Here is a 19,843-nt window from a genome sequence, read left to right as displayed (position 1 = left end):
GTGAATAAAGAAGAAACATTCGACGCTATCGTTATCGGAACTGGAATTAGTGGTGGCTGGGCGGCTAAAGAATTATGTGAGAAGGGATTAAAAACGTTAGTATTGGAACGTGGTAGAATGATCAAGCATATTGAAGACTATTCTACCATGAACGATGACCCTTGGGACTATCCTTTAAAGGGAGAACTTTCTAAAGAGGATAAGAAAAAGCAACATGTGCAAAGTCGCGTGAATTGGGCTCCACAGGAAGATAACAAACATTTTTTTGTAAACGACTTAGATCACCCGTATGTAGAAACAAAACGTTTTGATTGGATTCGTGGCTATCAAGTAGGTGGCCGTTCATTAACCTATGGGGGCGTCAAAGTTACCGCTGGAGCGATGTTGATTTTGAAGCCAATAAAAAAGAAGGTATTAGCATAGATTGGCCTGTTCGCTATAAAGATATTTCACCTTGGTACGATAAAGTAGAAGAATACATTGGAGTTAGTGGTGAAAATCTTGGACTAAAGCATCTACCTGACGGTAAATTTCAACCTAAAATGGACCTTAACTGTGTTGAAGAAGACTTTAAAAAAGCTGTTTCAGAAAAATTTGATGACGGCCGTTTGATTACCATTGGCCGTACCGCTCACATCACAGACCCAAATGCTACTTTTGAAGGGCGTGGCGTTTGTCAATATAGAAATAGATGTAGTAGAGGCTGCCCTTTTGGAGGCTATTTCAGTAGTAACTCATCTACCTTACCAGCAGCAGAGCGCACCGGCAACATGACACTTCGTGCAAATTCTATCGTCTATGAAATAATGTATGATGACAATACCAAGAAAGCTACTGGTGTTAAGGTAATTGATGCAGAAACGAATGAGAAAATAGAATTTAAAGCTAAGGTGATTTTTCTTTGTGCATCGGCAATGGCATCCGTAGGTATACTATTGCAATCTAAGAGCGAACGTTTTCCAAACGGATTAGGTAACGATTCCGATGCACTGGGTAGAGGAATTATGGACCACCATTATAAACTGGGAGCTACAGCAAAAGTTGATGGCTACCTAGATAAGTATTTTAAAGGCCGCAGAGCTAACGGCTTTTACATACCTAGGTTTGTGAATCTTGATGAAAAGACCAAACGCACAAATTACTTAAGAGGTTTTGGCTTTCAAGGAACTGCCAGTCGCCAAGATTGGTCACAATCTGTAGCAGAAATGGGCTATGGCAAAGATTTGAAAGAAGAAATATTAAAACCCGGTAAATGGCAGATCGGCGTAACTGGTTTTGGCGAATTTCTTCCTTATGATGATAACCGTGTTACCTTAAGTCCTACTGAAAAAGATAAATGGGGATTACCTCAATTAGCTTTTGATGTAGAGTTTAAAGAAAACGAATATAATATGCGCGAGGACATTAAAAAAGAGATTGTATCTATGTTTGAAGCTGCAGGTTTTAAAGATGTTCAGTCTTATGATGAAGAAACTGGTCCTGGTCTAGGTATTCATGAAATGGGCGGTGCACGTATGGGTCATAACCCAAAAACTTCAATATTGAACAAGAACAACCAAGTCCACACAGTACCTAATGTATATGTTACGGATGGTGCTTTTATGACCTCATCCAATTGCGTAAACCCCTCTTTAACATATATGGCATTTACAGCTAGAGCAGCAAATCATGCCGCAGAGCAATTTAAAGCAGGAAAATTTTCATAATGATGTATAACGACCGATAAATCAACCTGATATTCTAAAATATCACTAAAATTGCTCGGTCGTTTGTATCTTGTTGAACTATATTTCTCACGCTAGCCGTGAAAATACGCTAACCGCAATAACTATATGGAAAACGCTTCAGCTCGGAATTTATGGGGAGACTATCTAGACAAGCACTTAGAACATGCTTTTGCAGATACACCCAAAGTAGTTCATTTTTGTAATAATGAATTGGATGCCAACGAATGTGCGGCATTAGTCAAAAAAGGCATCAAACGAGCAACATCTCCTAGTTTGCTTGGCCTACAGTACCTCAAACAACCATTACCTAAAATTGGTGACTTCATGATTGTTACCAATTGGGAAGGTGAGGCACAGTGCATTGTTAGAACCACAGCCGTAAAATTGAAACCTTATTTCAGCATTGATGCAGCTTATGCCCAATTAGAAGGTGAAGGCGATAAAAGCTTAGCTTATTGGAAAAAGGTACATTGGGAGTACTACACAAAAGAATTGGCCGCTTTTAACCGCAAGCCTAATGAAAGTATGATTATTGTCTGTCAAGAGTTCGAAAAAGTTTTTGACCGGTAAAATTCCAAAAAAATCGATCCAAACTGTTATCACAAAGGCTAGATCACATCTGTAACCTGCCTAATTCTTCATTGCGAATTTTTCACAAATAGCACTTATGCTATATTGTGATACTAAGAGCTGCTTTATTATAAAGTTTTTTTACCTTGTACATCATCAATGTAAACAAACTCAACTATGCGCATCTCAACGTCTACTAAGCCAATATTTGGCTTAATCTTTTCTTTGTTCGGTTTCTTTTTATTCTTATCCGCACAAGGCCAAGCTCCAAAATGGGAGAATCCTGAATGGGAGAATCCTGAAATATTTCAAATTAATCGTGAAGCCCCTACAGCTTCTTTTTATCGATATGAAACTACCCAAAATGCATTAGAGAATGACAGTTGGGAAAATTCTCCCTTTTATCAATCATTAAACGGAGATTGGCTTTTTAATTATGCCGACAATGTAATGGCACGCCCAGTAAATTTTCAGAATAGTGGTTTTGATACGTCCTCCTGGAATACCATTCCAGTACCATCTAATTGGGAACTTGAAGGACACGGTACTCCTATCTACACCAACATTGTTTATCCCTTTCCAAAAAACCCTCCTTTTATTCCTCATGACAAAAACCCCGTGGGAAGTTATAAGCGTGATTTTGAAATTTCCGATGATTGGGATGGCAATACTATCTACTTACATTTTGGAGGTGTTAGCGGAGCAATGTACGTTTATGTAAACGGTCAAAAAGTAGGCTATAGCGAAGGCAGCAAAACACCTGCTGAATTTGATATTACCAAACATATTCAAGCTGGAAAAAATACACTTGCCGTAGAGGTTTTACGTTGGTCCGATGCCAGTTATATGGAAGATCAAGATTTCTGGCGTCTAAGTGGTATTGACCGAGATGTCTACCTATATGCAACAAAGGCTACGACCATTAAAGACTACCGAGCTATTGCCGACCTGGAAAACAATTATACGGATGGTCTTTTGAACGTGAATCTAGAACTTGAAAATACTGCAAAAAAAGCCAAAGGTTATAAAGTTACCGTGCAACTTTTGGATGGCGACAAAGAACTTTATTCCGAAGAGAAAGATGTGGTTTTTAATGGAGTTTCTGCTGTAGTAAACTTTGAAAAATCCCTAAAAAGCATTAAAACTTGGAATGCCGAAAAACCGAACCTTTACACTTTACTTTTTGTGCTTAAAAATAAAAAGGGAGAAGTGACCGAGGCAGTAAGTTCTAAAATAGGTTTTAGAAAAATTGAAATCAAAAACAACCAGTTCTTGGTCAATGGCCAACCTGTTCTAATTAAAGGTGCCAACCTTCATGACCATGATGAAAACACAGGCCATGTTATCAGCAAAGAGGTAACCCTTAAAGATATGGAGGTAATGAAGCGCAACAATTTAAATGCTATACGCTGCAGTCACTACCCTAAAAACGAGTTTTTCTATCGTATGGCAGATAAATATGGTTTCTATATAGTTGATGAAGTCAATATTGAAATCCATGGGATGGGGACTACCAACCAAGGTCTTGATAATGATGAGGAAGCCAAGAAAATTCACCCAGCCTACAGACCAGAATGGAAAGCCATGCATTTAGACCGTACCATGCGCATGTTTGAACGCGATAAAAACTACACTTCTATTGTTACTTGGTCTTTGGGTAACGAAGCAGGTAATGGAGAAAATTTCTTTGCTACTTACGAATGGCTCAAAAAACAGGATGATACTCGCCCTGTACAATATGAAGGTGCTACACAATATGCCAATACGGACATTCAGGCACCAATGTATGCAACTATAGAACAGACTATTAAATATGCCGAAAACGACCCTAAAAGACCTTTAATTCAATGTGAATATGCTCATGCCATGGGTAATAGCGTTGGCAACCTTCAGGATTACTGGGATGTTATTGAAAAATACGACGTGTTACAAGGTGGCTTTATTTGGGATTGGGTTGATCAAGGCCTAAAGACCAAAAATGAAGACGGTGTTGAATTTTATGCCTTTGGAGGTGACTTTGGAGCTTCAGAGCTTCAAAACGACAATAATTTTTGTTTAAATGGATTAGTGGACCCTGACCGTTCCGCACATCCAGCTTTGTACGAGGTAAAAAAGGTATATCAATATGTAAAGTTTAAATTCGAAAATCCTAAATCAGGTAAAATCACGATTACTAACAAATATGATTTCACCAACCTTTCAGAATATAATTTCAATTGGAAATTGTTCAAAGACGGTATTGAGATACATGCTGGAACCATTCCTGATGTAGCAATAGCTCCTTATGAATCCAAAGAGTTTCAGATTTCCCTACCAGAACTGACCGATGAAAAAGCTGAATATTTCTTGAATGTTTATGCAACCACTAAAAACGCTGACGCTCTTATACCTGAAGATTACTTATTAGCCTATGAGCAATTTAAGCTGACAGATTTTACCTCCAGCGTTTTTGAAATGGAAACCAGTGGACTTTCGGTTACAAACGTAGATGGCACTGTAAAATTAAGGGAGAAGGATTTGAAGTCGGTTTTAATAGCACCAATGGTAGTTTGACAAAATTAGACTATGGCCAAGGCAACCTAATTAAAAAAGGACCGAGCGTAAACTTTTGGCGCGCTCCAACTGATAATGATTATGGGTATAACATGCCTAAATTATTGCAGGTATGGAAAGAGGCTACAGTGACACAAAATCTAACCAGCTTTCAACTGAACTCCAATGACGGCAAGAAAGTTATTGACGCTGTAAAATTGAGTAAAAATCCGTTTAAAATTAAGAACAATTTACAGCTTACGGCTACTTACAGCTTACCTTCCGTAGAAGGAGAAGCAACAGTTACCTATGCTATTAATAACAAGGGGGAGATTTTAGTAAACACGGACCTTTCTAACATTAAGGATAGCTTACCCATTGTGCCTCGTTTTGGTAATAACTTTATTATAGAATCAACCTACGATAACGTGAACTGGTACGGTAGAGGTCCGCATGAGAATTACCAAGATCGAAAAACTTCGGCACTGGTGGGTACCTATAATGCAAAAGTAAAGGACCTATATTTTGAGTACATACGTCCACAAGAGAATGGGAACAGGACTGATATTCGTACGTTATCATTTTTAAATAACAAAGGTAAAGGAATTCAAATTTCTTCATCAAAACTGTTTGGTTTTAGCGCCCATAGCCAATACAATTCAGATTTTGATGAGGGCATGGAAAAACAACAGCGCCATACCTATGATATTCCTCAAAGAGACCTCATCAACATCAACATAGATTATAGCCAAATGGGTGTTGGGGGCGATAATAGCTGGGGACTATTACCACACGAAGAATATCAAATTAAACCAGATAATTTATTCTTTAGCTTTATGATACAACCGGTGAAATAAGGGTTTACATCAGTTAAAACGATTAAAAAACAAAATCCCCAAAAGCATTAAGCCTTCGGGGAATTTTTATTTGTTATAGGTTTTTCAGAAAAACTTAATCTTCCAATTCTACCCAAGTATTTCCGTTTTTATTAGATTCTACTGTGGCTTCAATGAAGTTCATACCACGAACACCATCGGTCATTGTTGGATACTCACCACTATCGTATTGCTCTCCTCTAATAGCTTTTGCTACGCCAAGGTAGATATTAGCCATAGAATCAAAAATACCTTCAGGATGCCCTGGAGGAAGTTTTGTTCCACCTAAAGAAAGTTCGCTGTTATACGCATGACCTTATTTGTAAATCTGAGTTGGTTTTGTATCACTCATTACATACAGATAATTAGGATTCTCTTGCTCCCATTTGAAAGCCCCTTTTTCGCCATAAATAGCAATTCCAAGACCATTTTCTTCGCCTGTCGCTACTTGACTACTTCTAATAATACCTTTAACGTGATCACTCATTCTAATAAGCACAGTACCATCAACATCCATCTGGTTGTCCTCATACAAATAATTAAAGTCGCTCAAAATAGATTTAATTTTTAAACCTGTGGTGTATTCTACCATATTAAAGGCATGTACCCCAATATCTCCAATACAAGAACTGATTCCTGCCTTTTTAGGGTCTAAACGCCAAACAGATGAACGTTTTTCTTGATCATGAATAATTTCATTAATCCAACCTTGGTAATACACAGCATCTACTTTGTGAATTCTCCCTAGCTCTCCGTTCTTAATCATTTGGCGCATTTGGCGCACCATTGGATAACCGGTATATGTGTGAGTTAAAGCAAAAACAGTACCTGCCTTTTCATGTGCGGCTTGTAGTTTTTTAGCTTCTTCCAACGTAGTAGTCATTGGTTTTTCGCAAATAACATTAAAACCGTTTTCCAACAATTTTAAAGCCATTGGAAAGTGAAGAAAGTTAGGGGTAAGAATAGAACATACCTGAATACGCTCATCCTCCGGCAACTTCATTTCTTCTTCAATCAACGTATCAAAATCTTTATAGATACGATCTGTTGGCACATCTATCTCTTTGGCAAAAGCCATATTCTGCTCAAAATCCGGGTTAAAAACAGCCCCAACAATTTGATAGTTATCATTTATATGCGATGCTACACGATGTAGTACACCTATTAGAGAGTCTCCTCCACCTCCTAAAATTCCGAGTCTGATTTTTTTTGGCATTTTGTAATCCTTTTGATTAGTAAAAGACCTGAAAAGGGTCCTTTTATGTTCCTTATTTTTTAAGAGTTTGAATTTAATAAAATAACTATGATTTATAGTCTATTTTTTCATTTTTGAACAAAATGATGAACAGTAGTAGCACTAGAAACGCAAAAGCAGAAGGATACAACCAAATTGTACTCCAATCGTGTTGTCCGCCTTCAATTAAATAAGCATCGGTAATAGCGCCGGCTACCCAAAAACCTATGAGCATACCTACCCCATATGTAGCCAAAGTAATAAGGCCTGGGCTGCACTTTTATATTTTGCACCTGCTTTGCTGTCTGTATAAATCTGCCCAGAAACAAAGAAAAAGTCATAACACACGCCATGCAGGGCTATTCCCGTTAGTAACATAAAAACGAGTTCCCCTGTATCTCCATATGCAAACATCAGGTACCTAAGTCCCCAAGCCAACATAGCCGCTACAATAGTCATTTTAAAACCGAATCGCTTAAAAAAGAACGGCAAGAGCAAAAGAAAAAGGATTTCTGAAATTTGACCAATAGTCATCTTACCAGCCGGGTTTTCAACTCCTATCTCTCCTAAAAACTGACCTGCATGCTGGTAATAGAAAGCCAAGGGAATACAAATAAGAACCGAAGCCAAAAAGAAAATCAAGAAATTACGGTTCTTCAATAATGCCAAAGCATCCAATCCTAAAATATCGGCTAGTTTAATTTTTTGTGATTTATCTGCGGTTGGCGGCGTTTTAGGTAAAGTAAAACTAAACACACCCAATATAGCCGATGATACTGAAGCCATTAAAAACGTATTGCGTAAAAAACCTTCCGTAATACCTTCTTGAGAATCCCAATTAAAATAGCTAATGAGCAATCCGGCAGTAATCCATCCGATAGTACCAAAAACACGAACAAGAGAAAATTCTTTGGCCGGGTCTTTCATTTGGTTAAATGAAACGGAATTCACCAAAGCCAAAGTAGACATATACATAATCATATAAGCCAGCAAAAACGGGAAAAATCCCGAAAAATCTGTCGCTTGGTACATGGCATACATTAGCGCAGCACCTATTAAGTGCAACACACCTAAAATACGTTCTGCGTTAAAATACCTGTCAGCAATAAGTCCAATAATAAAGGGCGCCAAAATAGCGCCCCATGATTGTGTTGAATACGCTAAAGCGATTTCGCTTCCCGTAGAACCTAGCGTATTTGGGAGATATATACCCAAGGTAACGAACCAACCGCCCCAAATAAAGAATTCCAAAAACATCATTATTGAAAGCTGTGCCTTGATCTTTATGGTCATTGATAAGCGTGCTAATGTTTGTACGTAATGTAATTTGTTCGAAGTGATTCCAATCCATTTGCCACAAAATCTACGTCAATTAGGGCTCTATAGTGAGTGGATTCATTAATAATATGAAAAAGCATATCCTGCATGGTATGAATGAGCAGTCTGTCTTCACTGTTTTCATAATCTATTCTTTTATCAAAATCTTCAGCTTCAGAAGTAATATCAAATGAGTTACGTTGGTTTTCATAATGAATATCGCCCCAAGTATTGACCTCGTGTAATTGACCCATTTTATACTGAGGCTCGCGTTTAGCAATATGCTCATTATAAATATGATGCATATTCAAGATTTCAGAAAATAGCGCAACACTTTTTTCCGGCATCACATCCAGCGTAGCACTAGCCTCAATGATTTTTTTGTTGCAATAGAAATTATAGTCGAACAGCTGATTGAAAAATACTTTCACGGCAACAGGTATTAATAGGGTTTAGCTAATTTCTTTGGATGCTTTTAGCAACAATTCTCTGGTAGCAATAATTCCTTCTTCTTCACCAATTTTATTGCCTTCATATTCCACTCCAACAAAACCTGTATATCCATGGTCTTTTACCATTTGAAGCATTTTTACATAATCAATCTCAGTTTCGTTACCATCGGCATCAAAATCGTGCGTTTTGGCACTTACCGCTTTAGCATAAGGCATTAATTCCTTTACACCTTCGTATTTATCGTACATAACCTCACACTCACGACTATCCTTTTTACGGGTAATACAGAAGTTTCCAAAATCAGGAAGTGTTCCACAATTGTCTAGAGACACTGCTTTCATAACCTCTGCATGTAAAGCTCCGTTAGAAGACAATCCGCCATGGTTTTCTACAAGAATATTAATATTTTTTCCTTTTGCATAAGCGCACAGCTTTGTAAGACCATCTATAGAATTCTTTTTCCATTCTTCAGGATCATTGCTCCCGCTAAGGTTAACACGAATGGAATGACAACCCATTGCTGCTGCTGCATCCACCCATTTTTTATGTTTTTCTACGGTCTCATTTCTCTCTTTTTCATCACTTACGGCAAGGTTTCCCTGGCCATCGATCATGATCAAAACATTCTGCATACCGTGCTTTTTTGCCTCGGCATTAGATTTCTCTACAAAAGCTGCCATTGCTTCTTCCGAATATCCAGCATCCTCTAATTCAGGATTGTATAATTGGCTTACATATTCTAAACCTGAAAAACCCCAATTCTTTGCTTTCTCTGCAAATGTGTAAGGGTCTACACCATCTTCTCTAATCATTCTATGAATAGACCATTGGGCTAAAGACAATTTAAAGAAAGGTTCTATTACAGCTTCTGCTCCTTCTAAAGTAGCATCCGTTATTTTTTCACCTTTTTTTGTCTCTTTACACGCAGCAAATCCTAAGATTGAAAGTGCTAAACCGGCCTGAGAACTATTTCTTATAAAGTTTCTTCTTTTCATTATTCGTGATTAGTTTATTGAAATTTAAGGATTTGGAGGTAGATTACTCTTAAATATGCCACCTTAACAAGATGTATAGCGAATAAATGTAGAAAATTAATTTAATATTTAATAAATTTAGGGACTAAACAATTTTGTACATGAGCAAATTTTATTACAACGAAGAGCAAGAGTCTTACGATGCGATTGTGGTAGGTACAGGTATAAGTGGAGGTTGGGCAGCAAAAGAGCTGTGTGAAGCTGGACTAAAAACCTTGGTACTAGAACGCGGACGTATGGTGACGCACATCGACGATTATGAAACTGCGAACATGGACCCTTGGGACTTCCCTAATGCAGGAAAGCCAACAAAAGAGGACATCGCAAAACAGGAAAAACAAAACCGAACGGGTTATACGACCAATGCTGCCAGTAAGATGTGGTTCGTAAACGACCTTAAGCATCCGTATAATGAAATCCAACGTTTCGACTGGATGCGAGGCTACCATGTAGGTGGGCGTTCATTACAGTGGGGGCGTCAGAGCTACCGCTGGAGCGACATTGATTTTGAAGCAAATAAGAAAGACGGTATTGCCGTAGATTGGCCCGTACGTTATAAAGATATTGAGCCTTGGTATGCAAAAGTTGAGGACTTTATTGGTGTTAGTGGTGAGGCGTTAAACCTTCCTCAATTACCGGATAGCAACTTTTTACCACAAATGGATTTAAACTGTGTTGAAGAGCACTTTAAAACAAAAGTAGGTGAGGAGTTTGATGGTCGTGCTGTAACCGTTGGTAGAGTTGCCCATATTACTGGTACCAAAAACTTTGACGGTCGTACAAAATGTCAATACAGAAACAGATGTATAAGAGGGTGTCCTTTTGGAGGATACTTCAGTAGCCTTTCTTCTACACTGCCTGCAGCAGAGGCTACAGGAAATATGACTTTGCGCCCAGACTCTATTGTTCATGAGGTAATTTACGACCCAGAAACAAAACTAGCTACCGGTGTTAAAGTTATAGATAGAGTTACTAAAGAAGCTCATGAGTTTAAAGCGAAGGTTATTTTCCTTTGTGCTTCATCTATAGCTTCTACTTCTATTTTAATGCAATCTAAATCCGAAAAATTCCCTAATGGTATGGGTAATGAATCCGATCAATTGGGCCGTAACATCATGGATCACCATTTAGGTGTAGGTGCATCTGGTAAATTTGACGGTTTTGATGATAAATACTATAAAGGTAGAAGACCTAATGGTGTTTACATCCCAAGATTTAGAAATATTGGCGGTGATACCGAAAGAAAAGACTACAAACGTGGCTTTGGTTACCAAGGTGGCGCAAGTAGAGGCGATTGGGAAGATTTAGTTGCCGAGCTATCTTACGGAAAAGAACTAAAAGATGCCGTGTTAAAACCGGGTGGATGGACTATTGGTATTGGTGGATTTGGTGAGGTACTTCCTTACGAAGAAAACCGTATGACCCTTGACTATGAAAAATTAGATGATTGGGGATTGCCAACGGTTACATTTGACGCCGGATTCAAAGAGAACGAATTAAACATGCGTAAAGACATGATGCAATCTGCCATAGACATGCTTGAAAAAGCAGGTGTAAAAGATGTTAAAGGTCATGATCGCGAAACAGGCTTAGGTCTGGGTATACATGAAATGGGTACCGCTCGTATGGGTAGAGATAGAAAAACATCTGTATTAAATGGCAACAACCAAGTACATGATGTTCCTAACGTTTACGTAACAGATGGTTCATTTATGACTTCTGCAAGTTGTGTAAACCCGTCATTAACTTATATGGCATTTACAGCAAGGGCTGCAGACCACGCTGTAAAACAACTTAAAAAAGGAAACATATAATGGATAGAAGAAAAGCACTCAAGAATATGGGTATGGCATTGGGTTACACCATTGCCACCCCAACTTTGCTAGGTATTGTTCAAAGTTGTAAAAATGAGACTGTACTAGAATGGACTCCTGAGTTTTTTACAAAAGACCAAGGAGCGGTGTTGACCAAATTGGTAGATATTATTCTTCCAAAAACCGATACCCCTTCTGCTTCAGAAACTCAAGTAAACATTTTCATTGATCGTTTTGCTGATCAGGTAATGGAAAAGGAACAACAAGATTTCCTTAAAATGTCTACGGACAGGTTTATTGAGAAAGCGTTGAAAGATGCTGGCAAAGAGAAAGCAGGAGATTTATCTCCTGAAGAATTGGAACCTGTTCTTGCCGCTGCCTTAAAGGTGACGAAAGAAGACGAGGTGACAAACAATTTAGCTGTTAAGCAGTACAACGAAGCAATAGCCGAAGGTAAAGAAGCCCTACTAGATGATGGTATAGCTCGCTTTGCTTTTGCGAACAACCTTAGAGGAATGACTATCTGGGGATACAAAACCTCTGAGTATGTTGGTGAAAAGGTTTTAGCTTATTTACCTATTATGGTGAATATATTGCTTGTGCAGATACGGAAGAATTGACTGGCGGAAAAGCTTGGTCGCTCTAATATAACCATAAGAGCATATAGAATAAGAGCCGTTGGTAAATTACTATTTACTTGCGGCTCTTTTTTGTTTTACAATTATATACCAAACCCTATACTAAAAATGAAAAGAAGAAATTTTATTCAAAAAACGGCATTAACAGGCGGGGCTATTTCTTTGGGAGGTAATTTTGCCTATTCCAATTTAAGCTCCAACACTTTAAAAGCACATAAATTCAATCTTAACTATGCTCCTCATTTGGGTATGTTCAAAGAACTGGCCGGTGATGACCCCATAGACCAGATTAACTTTATGGCAGACCAAGGCTTTACTGCTTTTGAAGATAATGGCATGATGAAACGCGATGTTGCCCTGCAGACCAAAATGGGAGAAACCCTTGCCAAAAGAGGTATGACCATGGGTGTTTTTGTTGTTGATAAAGGTGGTAACATGAAAAATACGCTAGCCGCTGGAAAACAAGAATACATTGATATTTTTTTAGATGGATGCAAGAGAGCTGTGGAAACTGCAAAACGCGTGAATGCTAAATGGATGACTGTTGTACCTTATGGCTTTGAAAGAAAACTACCTATAGGAGTACAAGATGGCAATGTTATTGAAGCCTTAAAAAGAGGTGCCGAAATATTGGAACCGTATGGCTTAACCATGGTCTTAGAACCACTTTCTGATTCACCAGACCTTTATCTACAGAATTCGGATCAGACCTATATGATTTGTAAAGGCGTTGATAGCCCATCATGCAAGATATTGTTTGACATCTACCATATGCAAAAAACAGAAGGACATTTAATTCATAACATGGACCTTACTTGGGATGAAATAGCCTATATCCAAATTGGAGATAATCCTAAGAAAAGAGCCTACTACTGGAGAAATCAATTATAAGAATGTGTTTAAATGGATACATGAAAAAGGTTTTACCGGCGTACTTGGTATGGAGCACGGTAACTCTAAAGATGGAAAAGCTGGCGAACAAGCTGTAATTGATGCATATATCCAAGAAGATTCATTTATATAATATTGAACTTAATGCTTAATAGCCTCTATTTTCCATGGGAAGTAGAGGCTTATTTTTTACGGTTAGATTCGCGTTTCAAGGATAAAGTGATGCGTTTCATCGAAGCCGTGATGCGAATAACGCATTATAACGAGTTTTTTGACCTTTTTCGACGTTCTACATACTACAGAAATAAGATTGCATCTAACAGATCCGTTGTTATCATATGAACTCATATATATACCTACTTATCAGTTACACGGCATTAATGTTAATCTCAAAACTAGCATTTAACTATTTCAAGCGAAAAGGTTTAAAAAGCCAATTGGAATAGTTCACATTATCCGTAACCACTAATAAAAAACGACACATTGCATGTATTTGTAATGCGAAAACTATTGCAGTTTCGTCAAAAAAGGTATAAAACCCTTTAATAGAGAATATTTTTCTTAAAGTTCTCTCAAAATTCATCCTTTTTTACGTTTTCACGTAATCTATACAGCCCTTTTACTACGTATATTATGTACAATCATTTATTGGGGCACAATGGATAAGTACATCATCATATTAATCGTATATATTGCTGCGTATATTTTTTCAGCAGTAGCAAGACCGTATCTAGAGAAATAAAATTTTTCTTTAGAATACAGTATTATCCTCTCGGGTAATTTTAGTAATACCACATTGCTTCAAAGCTTTTCGCTTTGACAAACCCTTTCTATATCAAGACTATTCAAATAATTATAGTTAGCTGTGCTTTACTTTTCCTCAGATAATTATTGGTAAATTCAACTAAAATCCATCGATTTAAAAACATAAAAAACCCCGACTGAAAAGCCAGGGTTTTAACATTGTATAAAATTTCTCTATTTAAGAACCACACATCAAGCAATCATCATCTGCCTGACCCTCTTTGGCCCTAGCAATCATTTCTTTCATTTCTTGAGGCGACATTGGCTGAATATCAAGTTCTGCTTGCGGAGCAGTAGAAGTCGTTTTTACTTCCATTGCTATGGCAGCTTCTACCGGTGGTGTGGTTGCGGCTGCTTCTGCTTCTGCAGCAACACTAACTGGCGCTGTGTTCTTTTTACTGTTATCTAAAGTAAACTTAATAGCATCTACTGCAGCTTTAGTACGCAAGTAATACATACCCGTTTTTAAGCCGCTTTTCCAAGCATAAAAGTGCATTGATGTCAATTTAGAGTAGTTTGCGTTTTCCATGAACAAGTTTAAAGACTGGCTCTGATCAATGAAATACCCTCTTTGACGGCTCATGTCAATAATATCTTTCATACTTAGCTCCCAAACCGTTTTGTACAAATCACGAATGTCTTGCGGAATAGTTTCTATATGTTGTATAGAACCATTGGCCCTCATTAGATCTTGTTTCATGTTCTCATTCCAAAGACCTAAATCTACTAAGTCTTCCAAAAGATGCTTGTTCACGACAATGAACTCACCAGAAAGAACTCTTCTAGTGTATATGTTAGAAGTATATGGCTCAAAACATTCATTATTACCCAAAATTTGTGAGGTAGAAGCAGTTGGCATTGGTGCAACTAAAAGAGAGTTACGAACGCCATTTTTCACTACTTCTTTACGAAGTTTAGCCCAATCCCATCTTCCAGATAATTCCTCATCCTTAATACCCCAAAGATTAAACTGAAAATCTCCTTCAGATATAGGTGAACCTTCAAAAGTAGAATACGGACCTTCTTCTTTAGCCATTTCCATAGAAGCGGTTACAGCAGCAAAATAAAGGGTCTCAAAAATCTCTTGATTTAACTTTTTAGCTCCTTCGCTCGTAAATGGCAATCTCAATAAGATAAAAACATCTGCAAGCCCTTGTACCCCTAGACCAATTGGTCTATGGCGCATGTTAGAATTTTTAGCCTCTATAACAGGATAGTAGTTTCTATCTATTACGCGGTTTAAATTTCTAGTTACCCTTTTTGTTACTTTAAACAATTCTTTGTGATCAAAGCTTTTGTTCTTAATGAACATGGGTAACGCAATAGATGCTAAGTTACATACCGCCACCTCATCAGGAGAGGTGTATTCCATAATCTCGGTACACAGGTTAGATGAACGAATGGTACCCAAATTTTTCTGGTTACTCTTACGGTTAGCCGCATCTTTATACAACATGTAAGGCGTACCGGTCTCTATTTGAGATTCCAATATTTTTTCCCAAAGGTCACGGGCCTTTACAGTTTTTCTTCCTTTTCCTTCGTTTTCGTATTTAATGTAAAGTTCTTCAAATTCTTCACTATGGCGAGTAAACAATCCTGGGCATTCGTTAGGGCACATCAACGTCCAATCTTCATTAGCCTCTACTCTTCTCATAAACAAATCAGAAATCCACATGGCATAGAAAAGGTCACGTGCACGCATTTCTTCTTTACCATGGTTCTTTTTTAGATCTAAGAACGCATAGATATCTGCATGCCATGGTTCCATATAAATAGCAAAACTACCTTTACGTTTCCCGCCACCTTGATCAACGTAGCGCGCAGTATCATTAAATACCTGAAGCATTGGCACAATACCATTAGATGTCCCGTTTGTACCAGCTATATAAGACCCTGTAGCTCGTATGTTATGAATAGACAAACCAATACCACCTGCAGATTGCGAAATCTTTGCCGTTTGCTTTAATGTATCATAAATACCGTCTATACTATCATCTTTCATTGCCAACAAGAAGCAAGAAGACATTTGCGGTTTTGGTGTGCCAGAGTTAAAAAGTGTTGGTGTAGCGTGTGTAAAATATTTTTTGGACATTAACTCATATGTCTCAATAGCCGAGTCTAAATCATTTAGATGAATACCTACAGAAACGCGCATAAGCATGTGCTGCGGACGCTCAGCAATCTTACCGTTTAATTTTAGTAAATAAGAACGTTCTAATGTTTTGAAGCCAAAATAGTCATATCCAAAATCTCTATTATATATAATGGTTGAATCTAGTCTTTCCGCATTTTCCGAAATCACTTTATAAACCTCATCAGACAACAAAGGTGCCTTTTTATTGGTACGTGGGTTTACGTACAAATAAAGGTCGCTCATAGTTTCGGAAAACGACTTCTTAGTATTCTTTATGTAGGTTTGAAACCGAGATACGGGCAGCTAACTTAGCGTAATCTGGATGTGTAGTAGTCATTGTAGCCGCAATTTCTGCTGCTAAATTATCTAGTTCAGATGTTGTTACCCCATCATAAAGTCCCTCTATAACGCGCATTGCAACCTTTAACGGATCTACTAAACCGTTAAGACCATAACACAATTTTCTTACTCGGGCTGTGATCTTATCGAACATGACCACTTCTTTTCTGCCGTCTCTTTTAACTACAAACATGTGAATACTTTTTTAGTGGGGTTAAACGTTTGGTTTACTTAGGACGAATTGTTAAAATTTTAACAATTCTAAAATAGGGACAAGAATCCTTTCAAGAAAGAATTCTCTATACTATACTTAAAAATCTGCGTCGAAGCTTATTTTTTGCGCGTTTTCATCATTATCCTTATTCAGAATTCCAGCTTTTTGGTATTCAGAAACGCGTTTTTCAAAGAAATTTGTCTTTCCTTGAAGAGAAATCATATCCATAAAATCAAACGGATTAGTAGCGTTGTATACTCTATCGCACTCAAGCTCCACAAGAAGCCTGTCCGTTACAAATTCTAAATACTGTGTCATTAATTTTGCATTCATCCCAATAAGACTAGCGGGAAGAGACTCAGTAATAAATTCTCTTTCTATATTTAAAGCATCCACCAAAATTGCAGTAATACGCTCTTTGGGAACTTTATTTATTAAATGTTTGTTATGTAAGTGTACAGCATAATCACAGTGCATACCTTCATCTCTGGAAATTAATTCATTAGAAAAAGTTAACCTATAGGTAAAAGCCCTCTTTTCTTTAACCAGAAAATAGAACAGAACGCACCCGAAAAGAAAATACCTTCAACCGCCGCAAAAGCAATTAATCTCTCTGCAAAACTTGGAGAGTCAATCCAATTTAAGGCCCAATCCGCTTTTTTCTTAATAGCAGGAAAATTTTCAATGGCTTTAAAAAGTGTATTCTTCTCCTTCTCATCTTTCACATAAGTGTCGATTAAAAGCGAATACGTTTCAGAGTGAATGTTTTCCATCATAATCTGAAACCCGTAGAAAAACTTAGCCTCGGCATACTGAACCTCGCTAACAAAATTCTCGGCTAAATTCTCGTTTACGATACCATCGGAAGCTGCAAAAAACGCTAATATGTGTTTAACAAAGTAACGCTCGTCATCACTTAATTTATTATTCCAATCATTTAAATCCTCACTAAGATCTATTTCCTCGGCCGTCCAAAAACACGCTTCACATTTCTTGTACCACTCCCATAAATCATCATGTTTAATAGGAAAGATTACAAAGCGATCGTTGTTTTCTTCTAAAATAGGCTCTAAGGCTACGGACATATTAAAGGGTTTGAGTGTTGAGAAGAAAATTCTTCCTTTGCGACGGAAACAAAGGTCGCAAAAAACCACTTGAATTTTATGTTGTTCAATCATTTCCGGCACAAAGTTTTTAACACAAATTGTTGAAATGTAGGCTGACATTGAATATACATGACCCTAAGAGAGATAGACACTTAACCCAAAAATTACATGAATGTTAAACATAAAAAATTAAACCAAAAAGTATGTTTTTTAATATACTTTTTGGTTTAAAAATTATAACATCAACTAAGCGGGCTATTTTGTAATTCTAGCCTCTAACCTCTGCAGCCTTTCTTCCAAGTTTACAATTTTTTCTGATTGTTCCTCAATTATCAGCTGTTGATCTTGAATAGCCGTGACAACTATAGGAATTAACTGGGTGTAATTGAGACTTAAGGTATTTTCAGCATCTACTTCTTCATAAATAATTTCGGGAATTATTTGCTGCACTTCCTGCGCAATAAGACCTAGACACCTTTTCCCCGAGCTTCTATCATCCAACCACAAATAACTTTTTGGCTGAAGCCTTAACACCTCATCAAGACCGTAATCTAGATTTTTTATATTTTTCTTTAATCTAGCATCTGAATTATGGACTATAGATCCATTTACAAATACATCCCCGTCACCGGTAATTGCCATTCGGTTAGATGCGCCTTGATCATTTCGGAAATAAAAATTTAATCTACTATTTTGCCCCCCATTTGCTCCGTCTTCAGCAATACCTGCAATGTGCCAGAAAGCGTCGCTTTCTGTATTTTTGAATTCAAGTCTTGAAAAATCATCTCCGTCTTCCTCTAGTTTGAGCAAAGGCTTGGTTATCGTTGAATTATTGAAAACATGAACCCAAGAAGAAGTATTTGAACTAGGCCCAAACTGAAATTCCCCCCTTGAAACATCCTAAAACGCGTTAAAAAAGAACTAGATCCGTCTAGCTTAGTTTCTAACTGCAAATCTGCCCCTTGTGAACGGGTACTATACCGCCATTGATTACCGTTATTTGGAAAACCAAATATTAGTCCCCCTAAATTTGTCTGAACAAAGAGATTACCTCCAACATGCATTTTCTTTTCAGGATTACTAACACCAACACCTACATTTCCACTAGATCTATATATATTATCTTCATCTTCCTCCCAAAGAGAACTTCCTCCACTACCCGTCCCAATTATAAAATTTCCGTCAGCATCGGCCATGACGTTGCGTTCTCCCGTTCCAGCCAAATCACCTGAGCGAATTCCCTTTACAACATCTAACGTTCCATCATCAAGCAATCGAGTATGTACAGTTCCACCCGTCAAATCTGTAGAAGAATACATTAATTCCATTCTTCCTTCTCCTGCCGTAAATGCCCAATCAGTATTTGCAGCTCCAGTCCGCATCCATTGTAAACTAACACTTCCGGCATCTGTAGATGTCATTCTATTACGTAAAGTTCCTATACCTGATACTTCAAAATTTGTATCTGGTGAATCTGTACCAACACCCACCTTACCACTATTAAAATAAATATCACCTGCATTATCTGTCCATAAGGCACTTCCACCACCAACTTCATCAGTACCGGCCACCCACTTGCTTGTACCCGCATCCCATTTAGCTACTTGACCATCTGCCGTACCCTCAAGTCCGCTTATATTCGTGCCATCACCTAAAAGCAATCCGCTTTCCCCTGTAACATCCACATAATCATTTAAATCAACCGAACCCGTACCATCTTCAATGCTTAACACATCTCCGGTCATTATAAGTCCTTGATCATCCGTATCCACTAACCCACCAGCTGCCAATTCTTCTATTGCCGCTTGGGTATCGGCAGCTGCAAGCCCCGTTCCCGTATTATCAAAAGGAACTTCGGAGGCGTTCTGGTCATCCGTTCCTCCCGGTGGGATAATCGTAGAAAGATCAACACCCGTTCCATCTTCTATCTGTAGCATGGTTCCTGAAAGTGATAAATTCTGATCATCTGTATCTACTAACCCACCTGCAGCTAATTCTTCAATTGCCGCCTGTGTATCCACTGCCGCAAGTCCTGTACCTGTATTGTCAAAAGGGACTTCAGAAGCATTTTGGTCATCTGTACCACCAGTCGGGATAATAGCCGATAAATCTATGGTGGACCCATCCGTAATACTCAAATCGGTTCCAGAAAGGCTAATAT

The 19,843-nt window shown here is 37.9% G+C and carries 10 protein-coding genes and 5 pseudogenes; 8 read left to right on the top strand and 7 right to left on the bottom strand.

Annotated features, from left to right (window positions below; all coding sequences use genetic code 11):
• The 4 genes and pseudogenes from Q5W13_RS09465 to Q5W13_RS09450 all read left to right on the top strand — a co-directional run bounded on the left by Q5W13_RS09465 (nt 1) and on the right by Q5W13_RS09450 (nt 5,686).
• Nucleotides 1-1,706: pseudogene (locus Q5W13_RS09465) on the top strand (GMC oxidoreductase).
• Nucleotides 1,707-1,832: 126 nt separating this feature from the next.
• Nucleotides 1,833-2,297 (top strand): ASCH domain-containing protein, encoded by a 465-nt coding sequence (locus Q5W13_RS09460; RefSeq protein ID WP_304446120.1) that lies wholly within the window; start codon nt 1,833-1,835, stop codon nt 2,295-2,297.
• A gap of 177 nt (nt 2,298-2,474) precedes the next feature.
• A complete protein-coding gene (locus Q5W13_RS09455) occupies nt 2,475-4,850 on the top strand; it encodes a glycoside hydrolase family 2 TIM barrel-domain containing protein (protein ID WP_304446119.1) in 2,376 nt (791 codons plus the stop codon).
• Nucleotides 4,847-5,686, top strand: coding sequence for a beta-galactosidase small subunit (locus Q5W13_RS09450; RefSeq protein ID WP_304446118.1), 840 nt, complete (start codon nt 4,847-4,849; stop codon nt 5,684-5,686). The genes Q5W13_RS09455 and Q5W13_RS09450 overlap by 4 nt, the downstream gene beginning before the upstream one ends.
• A gap of 94 nt (nt 5,687-5,780) precedes the next feature.
• Here the strand turns inward: Q5W13_RS09450 and Q5W13_RS09445 are convergent.
• The 4 genes and pseudogenes from Q5W13_RS09445 to Q5W13_RS09430 all read right to left on the bottom strand — a co-directional run bounded on the left by Q5W13_RS09445 (nt 5,781) and on the right by Q5W13_RS09430 (nt 9,703).
• Nucleotides 5,781-6,920, bottom strand: a pseudogene (locus tag Q5W13_RS09445) (Gfo/Idh/MocA family protein).
• A gap of 85 nt (nt 6,921-7,005) precedes the next feature.
• Nucleotides 7,006-8,231: pseudogene (locus tag Q5W13_RS09440) on the bottom strand (MFS transporter).
• An 11-nt stretch (nt 8,232-8,242) separates the two neighbouring features.
• Nucleotides 8,243-8,686, bottom strand: coding sequence for a DinB family protein (locus Q5W13_RS09435; RefSeq protein ID WP_304446117.1), 444 nt, complete (start codon nt 8,684-8,686; stop codon nt 8,243-8,245).
• A gap of 21 nt (nt 8,687-8,707) precedes the next feature.
• Complete coding sequence (locus tag Q5W13_RS09430) at nt 8,708-9,703, bottom strand: sugar phosphate isomerase/epimerase family protein (protein WP_304446116.1); 996 nt, start codon at nt 9,701-9,703, stop codon at nt 8,708-8,710.
• 140 nt (nt 9,704-9,843) lie between these two features.
• Here Q5W13_RS09430 and Q5W13_RS09425 point away from each other — a divergent pair, with 140 nt between their 5' ends.
• From Q5W13_RS09425 to Q5W13_RS24840, 4 genes are all read left to right on the top strand, one after another.
• A complete protein-coding gene (locus tag Q5W13_RS09425) occupies nt 9,844-11,556 on the top strand; it encodes a GMC oxidoreductase (protein ID WP_304446115.1) in 1,713 nt (570 codons plus the stop codon).
• A complete protein-coding gene (locus Q5W13_RS09420) occupies nt 11,556-12,176 on the top strand; it encodes a gluconate 2-dehydrogenase subunit 3 family protein (protein WP_304446114.1) in 621 nt (206 codons plus the stop codon). The genes Q5W13_RS09425 and Q5W13_RS09420 overlap by 1 nt, the downstream gene beginning before the upstream one ends.
• A 126-nt stretch (nt 12,177-12,302) precedes the next feature.
• Complete coding sequence (locus tag Q5W13_RS09415; protein ID WP_368662499.1) at nt 12,303-13,085, top strand: hydroxypyruvate isomerase family protein; 783 nt, start codon at nt 12,303-12,305, stop codon at nt 13,083-13,085.
• 4 nt (nt 13,086-13,089) lie between these two features.
• Entirely contained in the window at nt 13,090-13,218 is a 129-nt protein-coding gene (locus tag Q5W13_RS24840; RefSeq protein WP_368662498.1) for a hypothetical protein, read from the top strand.
• Nucleotides 13,219-14,067: 849 nt separating this feature from the next.
• Here Q5W13_RS24840 and Q5W13_RS09410 read toward each other — a convergent pair.
• From Q5W13_RS09410 to Q5W13_RS09400, 3 genes and pseudogenes are all read right to left on the bottom strand, one after another.
• Nucleotides 14,068-16,555: pseudogene (locus Q5W13_RS09410) on the bottom strand (ribonucleoside-diphosphate reductase subunit alpha).
• 117 nt (nt 16,556-16,672) lie between these two features.
• Nucleotides 16,673-17,661 (bottom strand): annotated as a pseudogene (locus Q5W13_RS09405) (ribonucleotide-diphosphate reductase subunit beta).
• Nucleotides 17,662-17,937: 276 nt separating this feature from the next.
• Nucleotides 17,938-18,492: a tail fiber domain-containing protein gene (locus tag Q5W13_RS09400; protein ID WP_304446113.1), complete on the bottom strand. Its 555-nt coding sequence runs from the start codon at nt 18,490-18,492 to the stop codon at nt 17,938-17,940.
• Nucleotides 18,493-19,843: the final 1,351 nt, after the last annotated feature.

Source organism: Zobellia laminariae, assembly GCF_030553095.1.
Classification (GTDB): Bacteria; Bacteroidota; Bacteroidia; order Flavobacteriales; family Flavobacteriaceae; genus Zobellia; species Zobellia laminariae.
The sequence above is the reverse complement of the archived record's forward strand: the minus strand, read 5'-3'. Positions and strand labels throughout refer to the sequence as shown.

Bases quoted from the DNA above. Each gene is read 5' to 3' on its own strand.
- Q5W13_RS09460 (WP_304446120.1), top strand. From the start codon at position 1,833: ATGGAAAACGCTTCAGCTCGGAATTTATGGGGAGACTATCTAGACAAG.
- Q5W13_RS09455 (WP_304446119.1), top strand. From the start codon at position 2,475: ATGCGCATCTCAACGTCTACTAAGCCAATATTTGGCTTAATCTTTTCT.
- Q5W13_RS09430 (WP_304446116.1), bottom strand. From the start codon at position 9,703: ATGAAAAGAAGAAACTTTATAAGAAATAGTTCTCAGGCCGGTTTAGCA.
- Q5W13_RS09425 (WP_304446115.1), top strand. From the start codon at position 9,844: ATGAGCAAATTTTATTACAACGAAGAGCAAGAGTCTTACGATGCGATT.
- Q5W13_RS09420 (WP_304446114.1), top strand. From the start codon at position 11,556: ATGGATAGAAGAAAAGCACTCAAGAATATGGGTATGGCATTGGGTTAC.
- Q5W13_RS09415 (WP_368662499.1), top strand. From the start codon at position 12,303: ATGAAAAGAAGAAATTTTATTCAAAAAACGGCATTAACAGGCGGGGCT.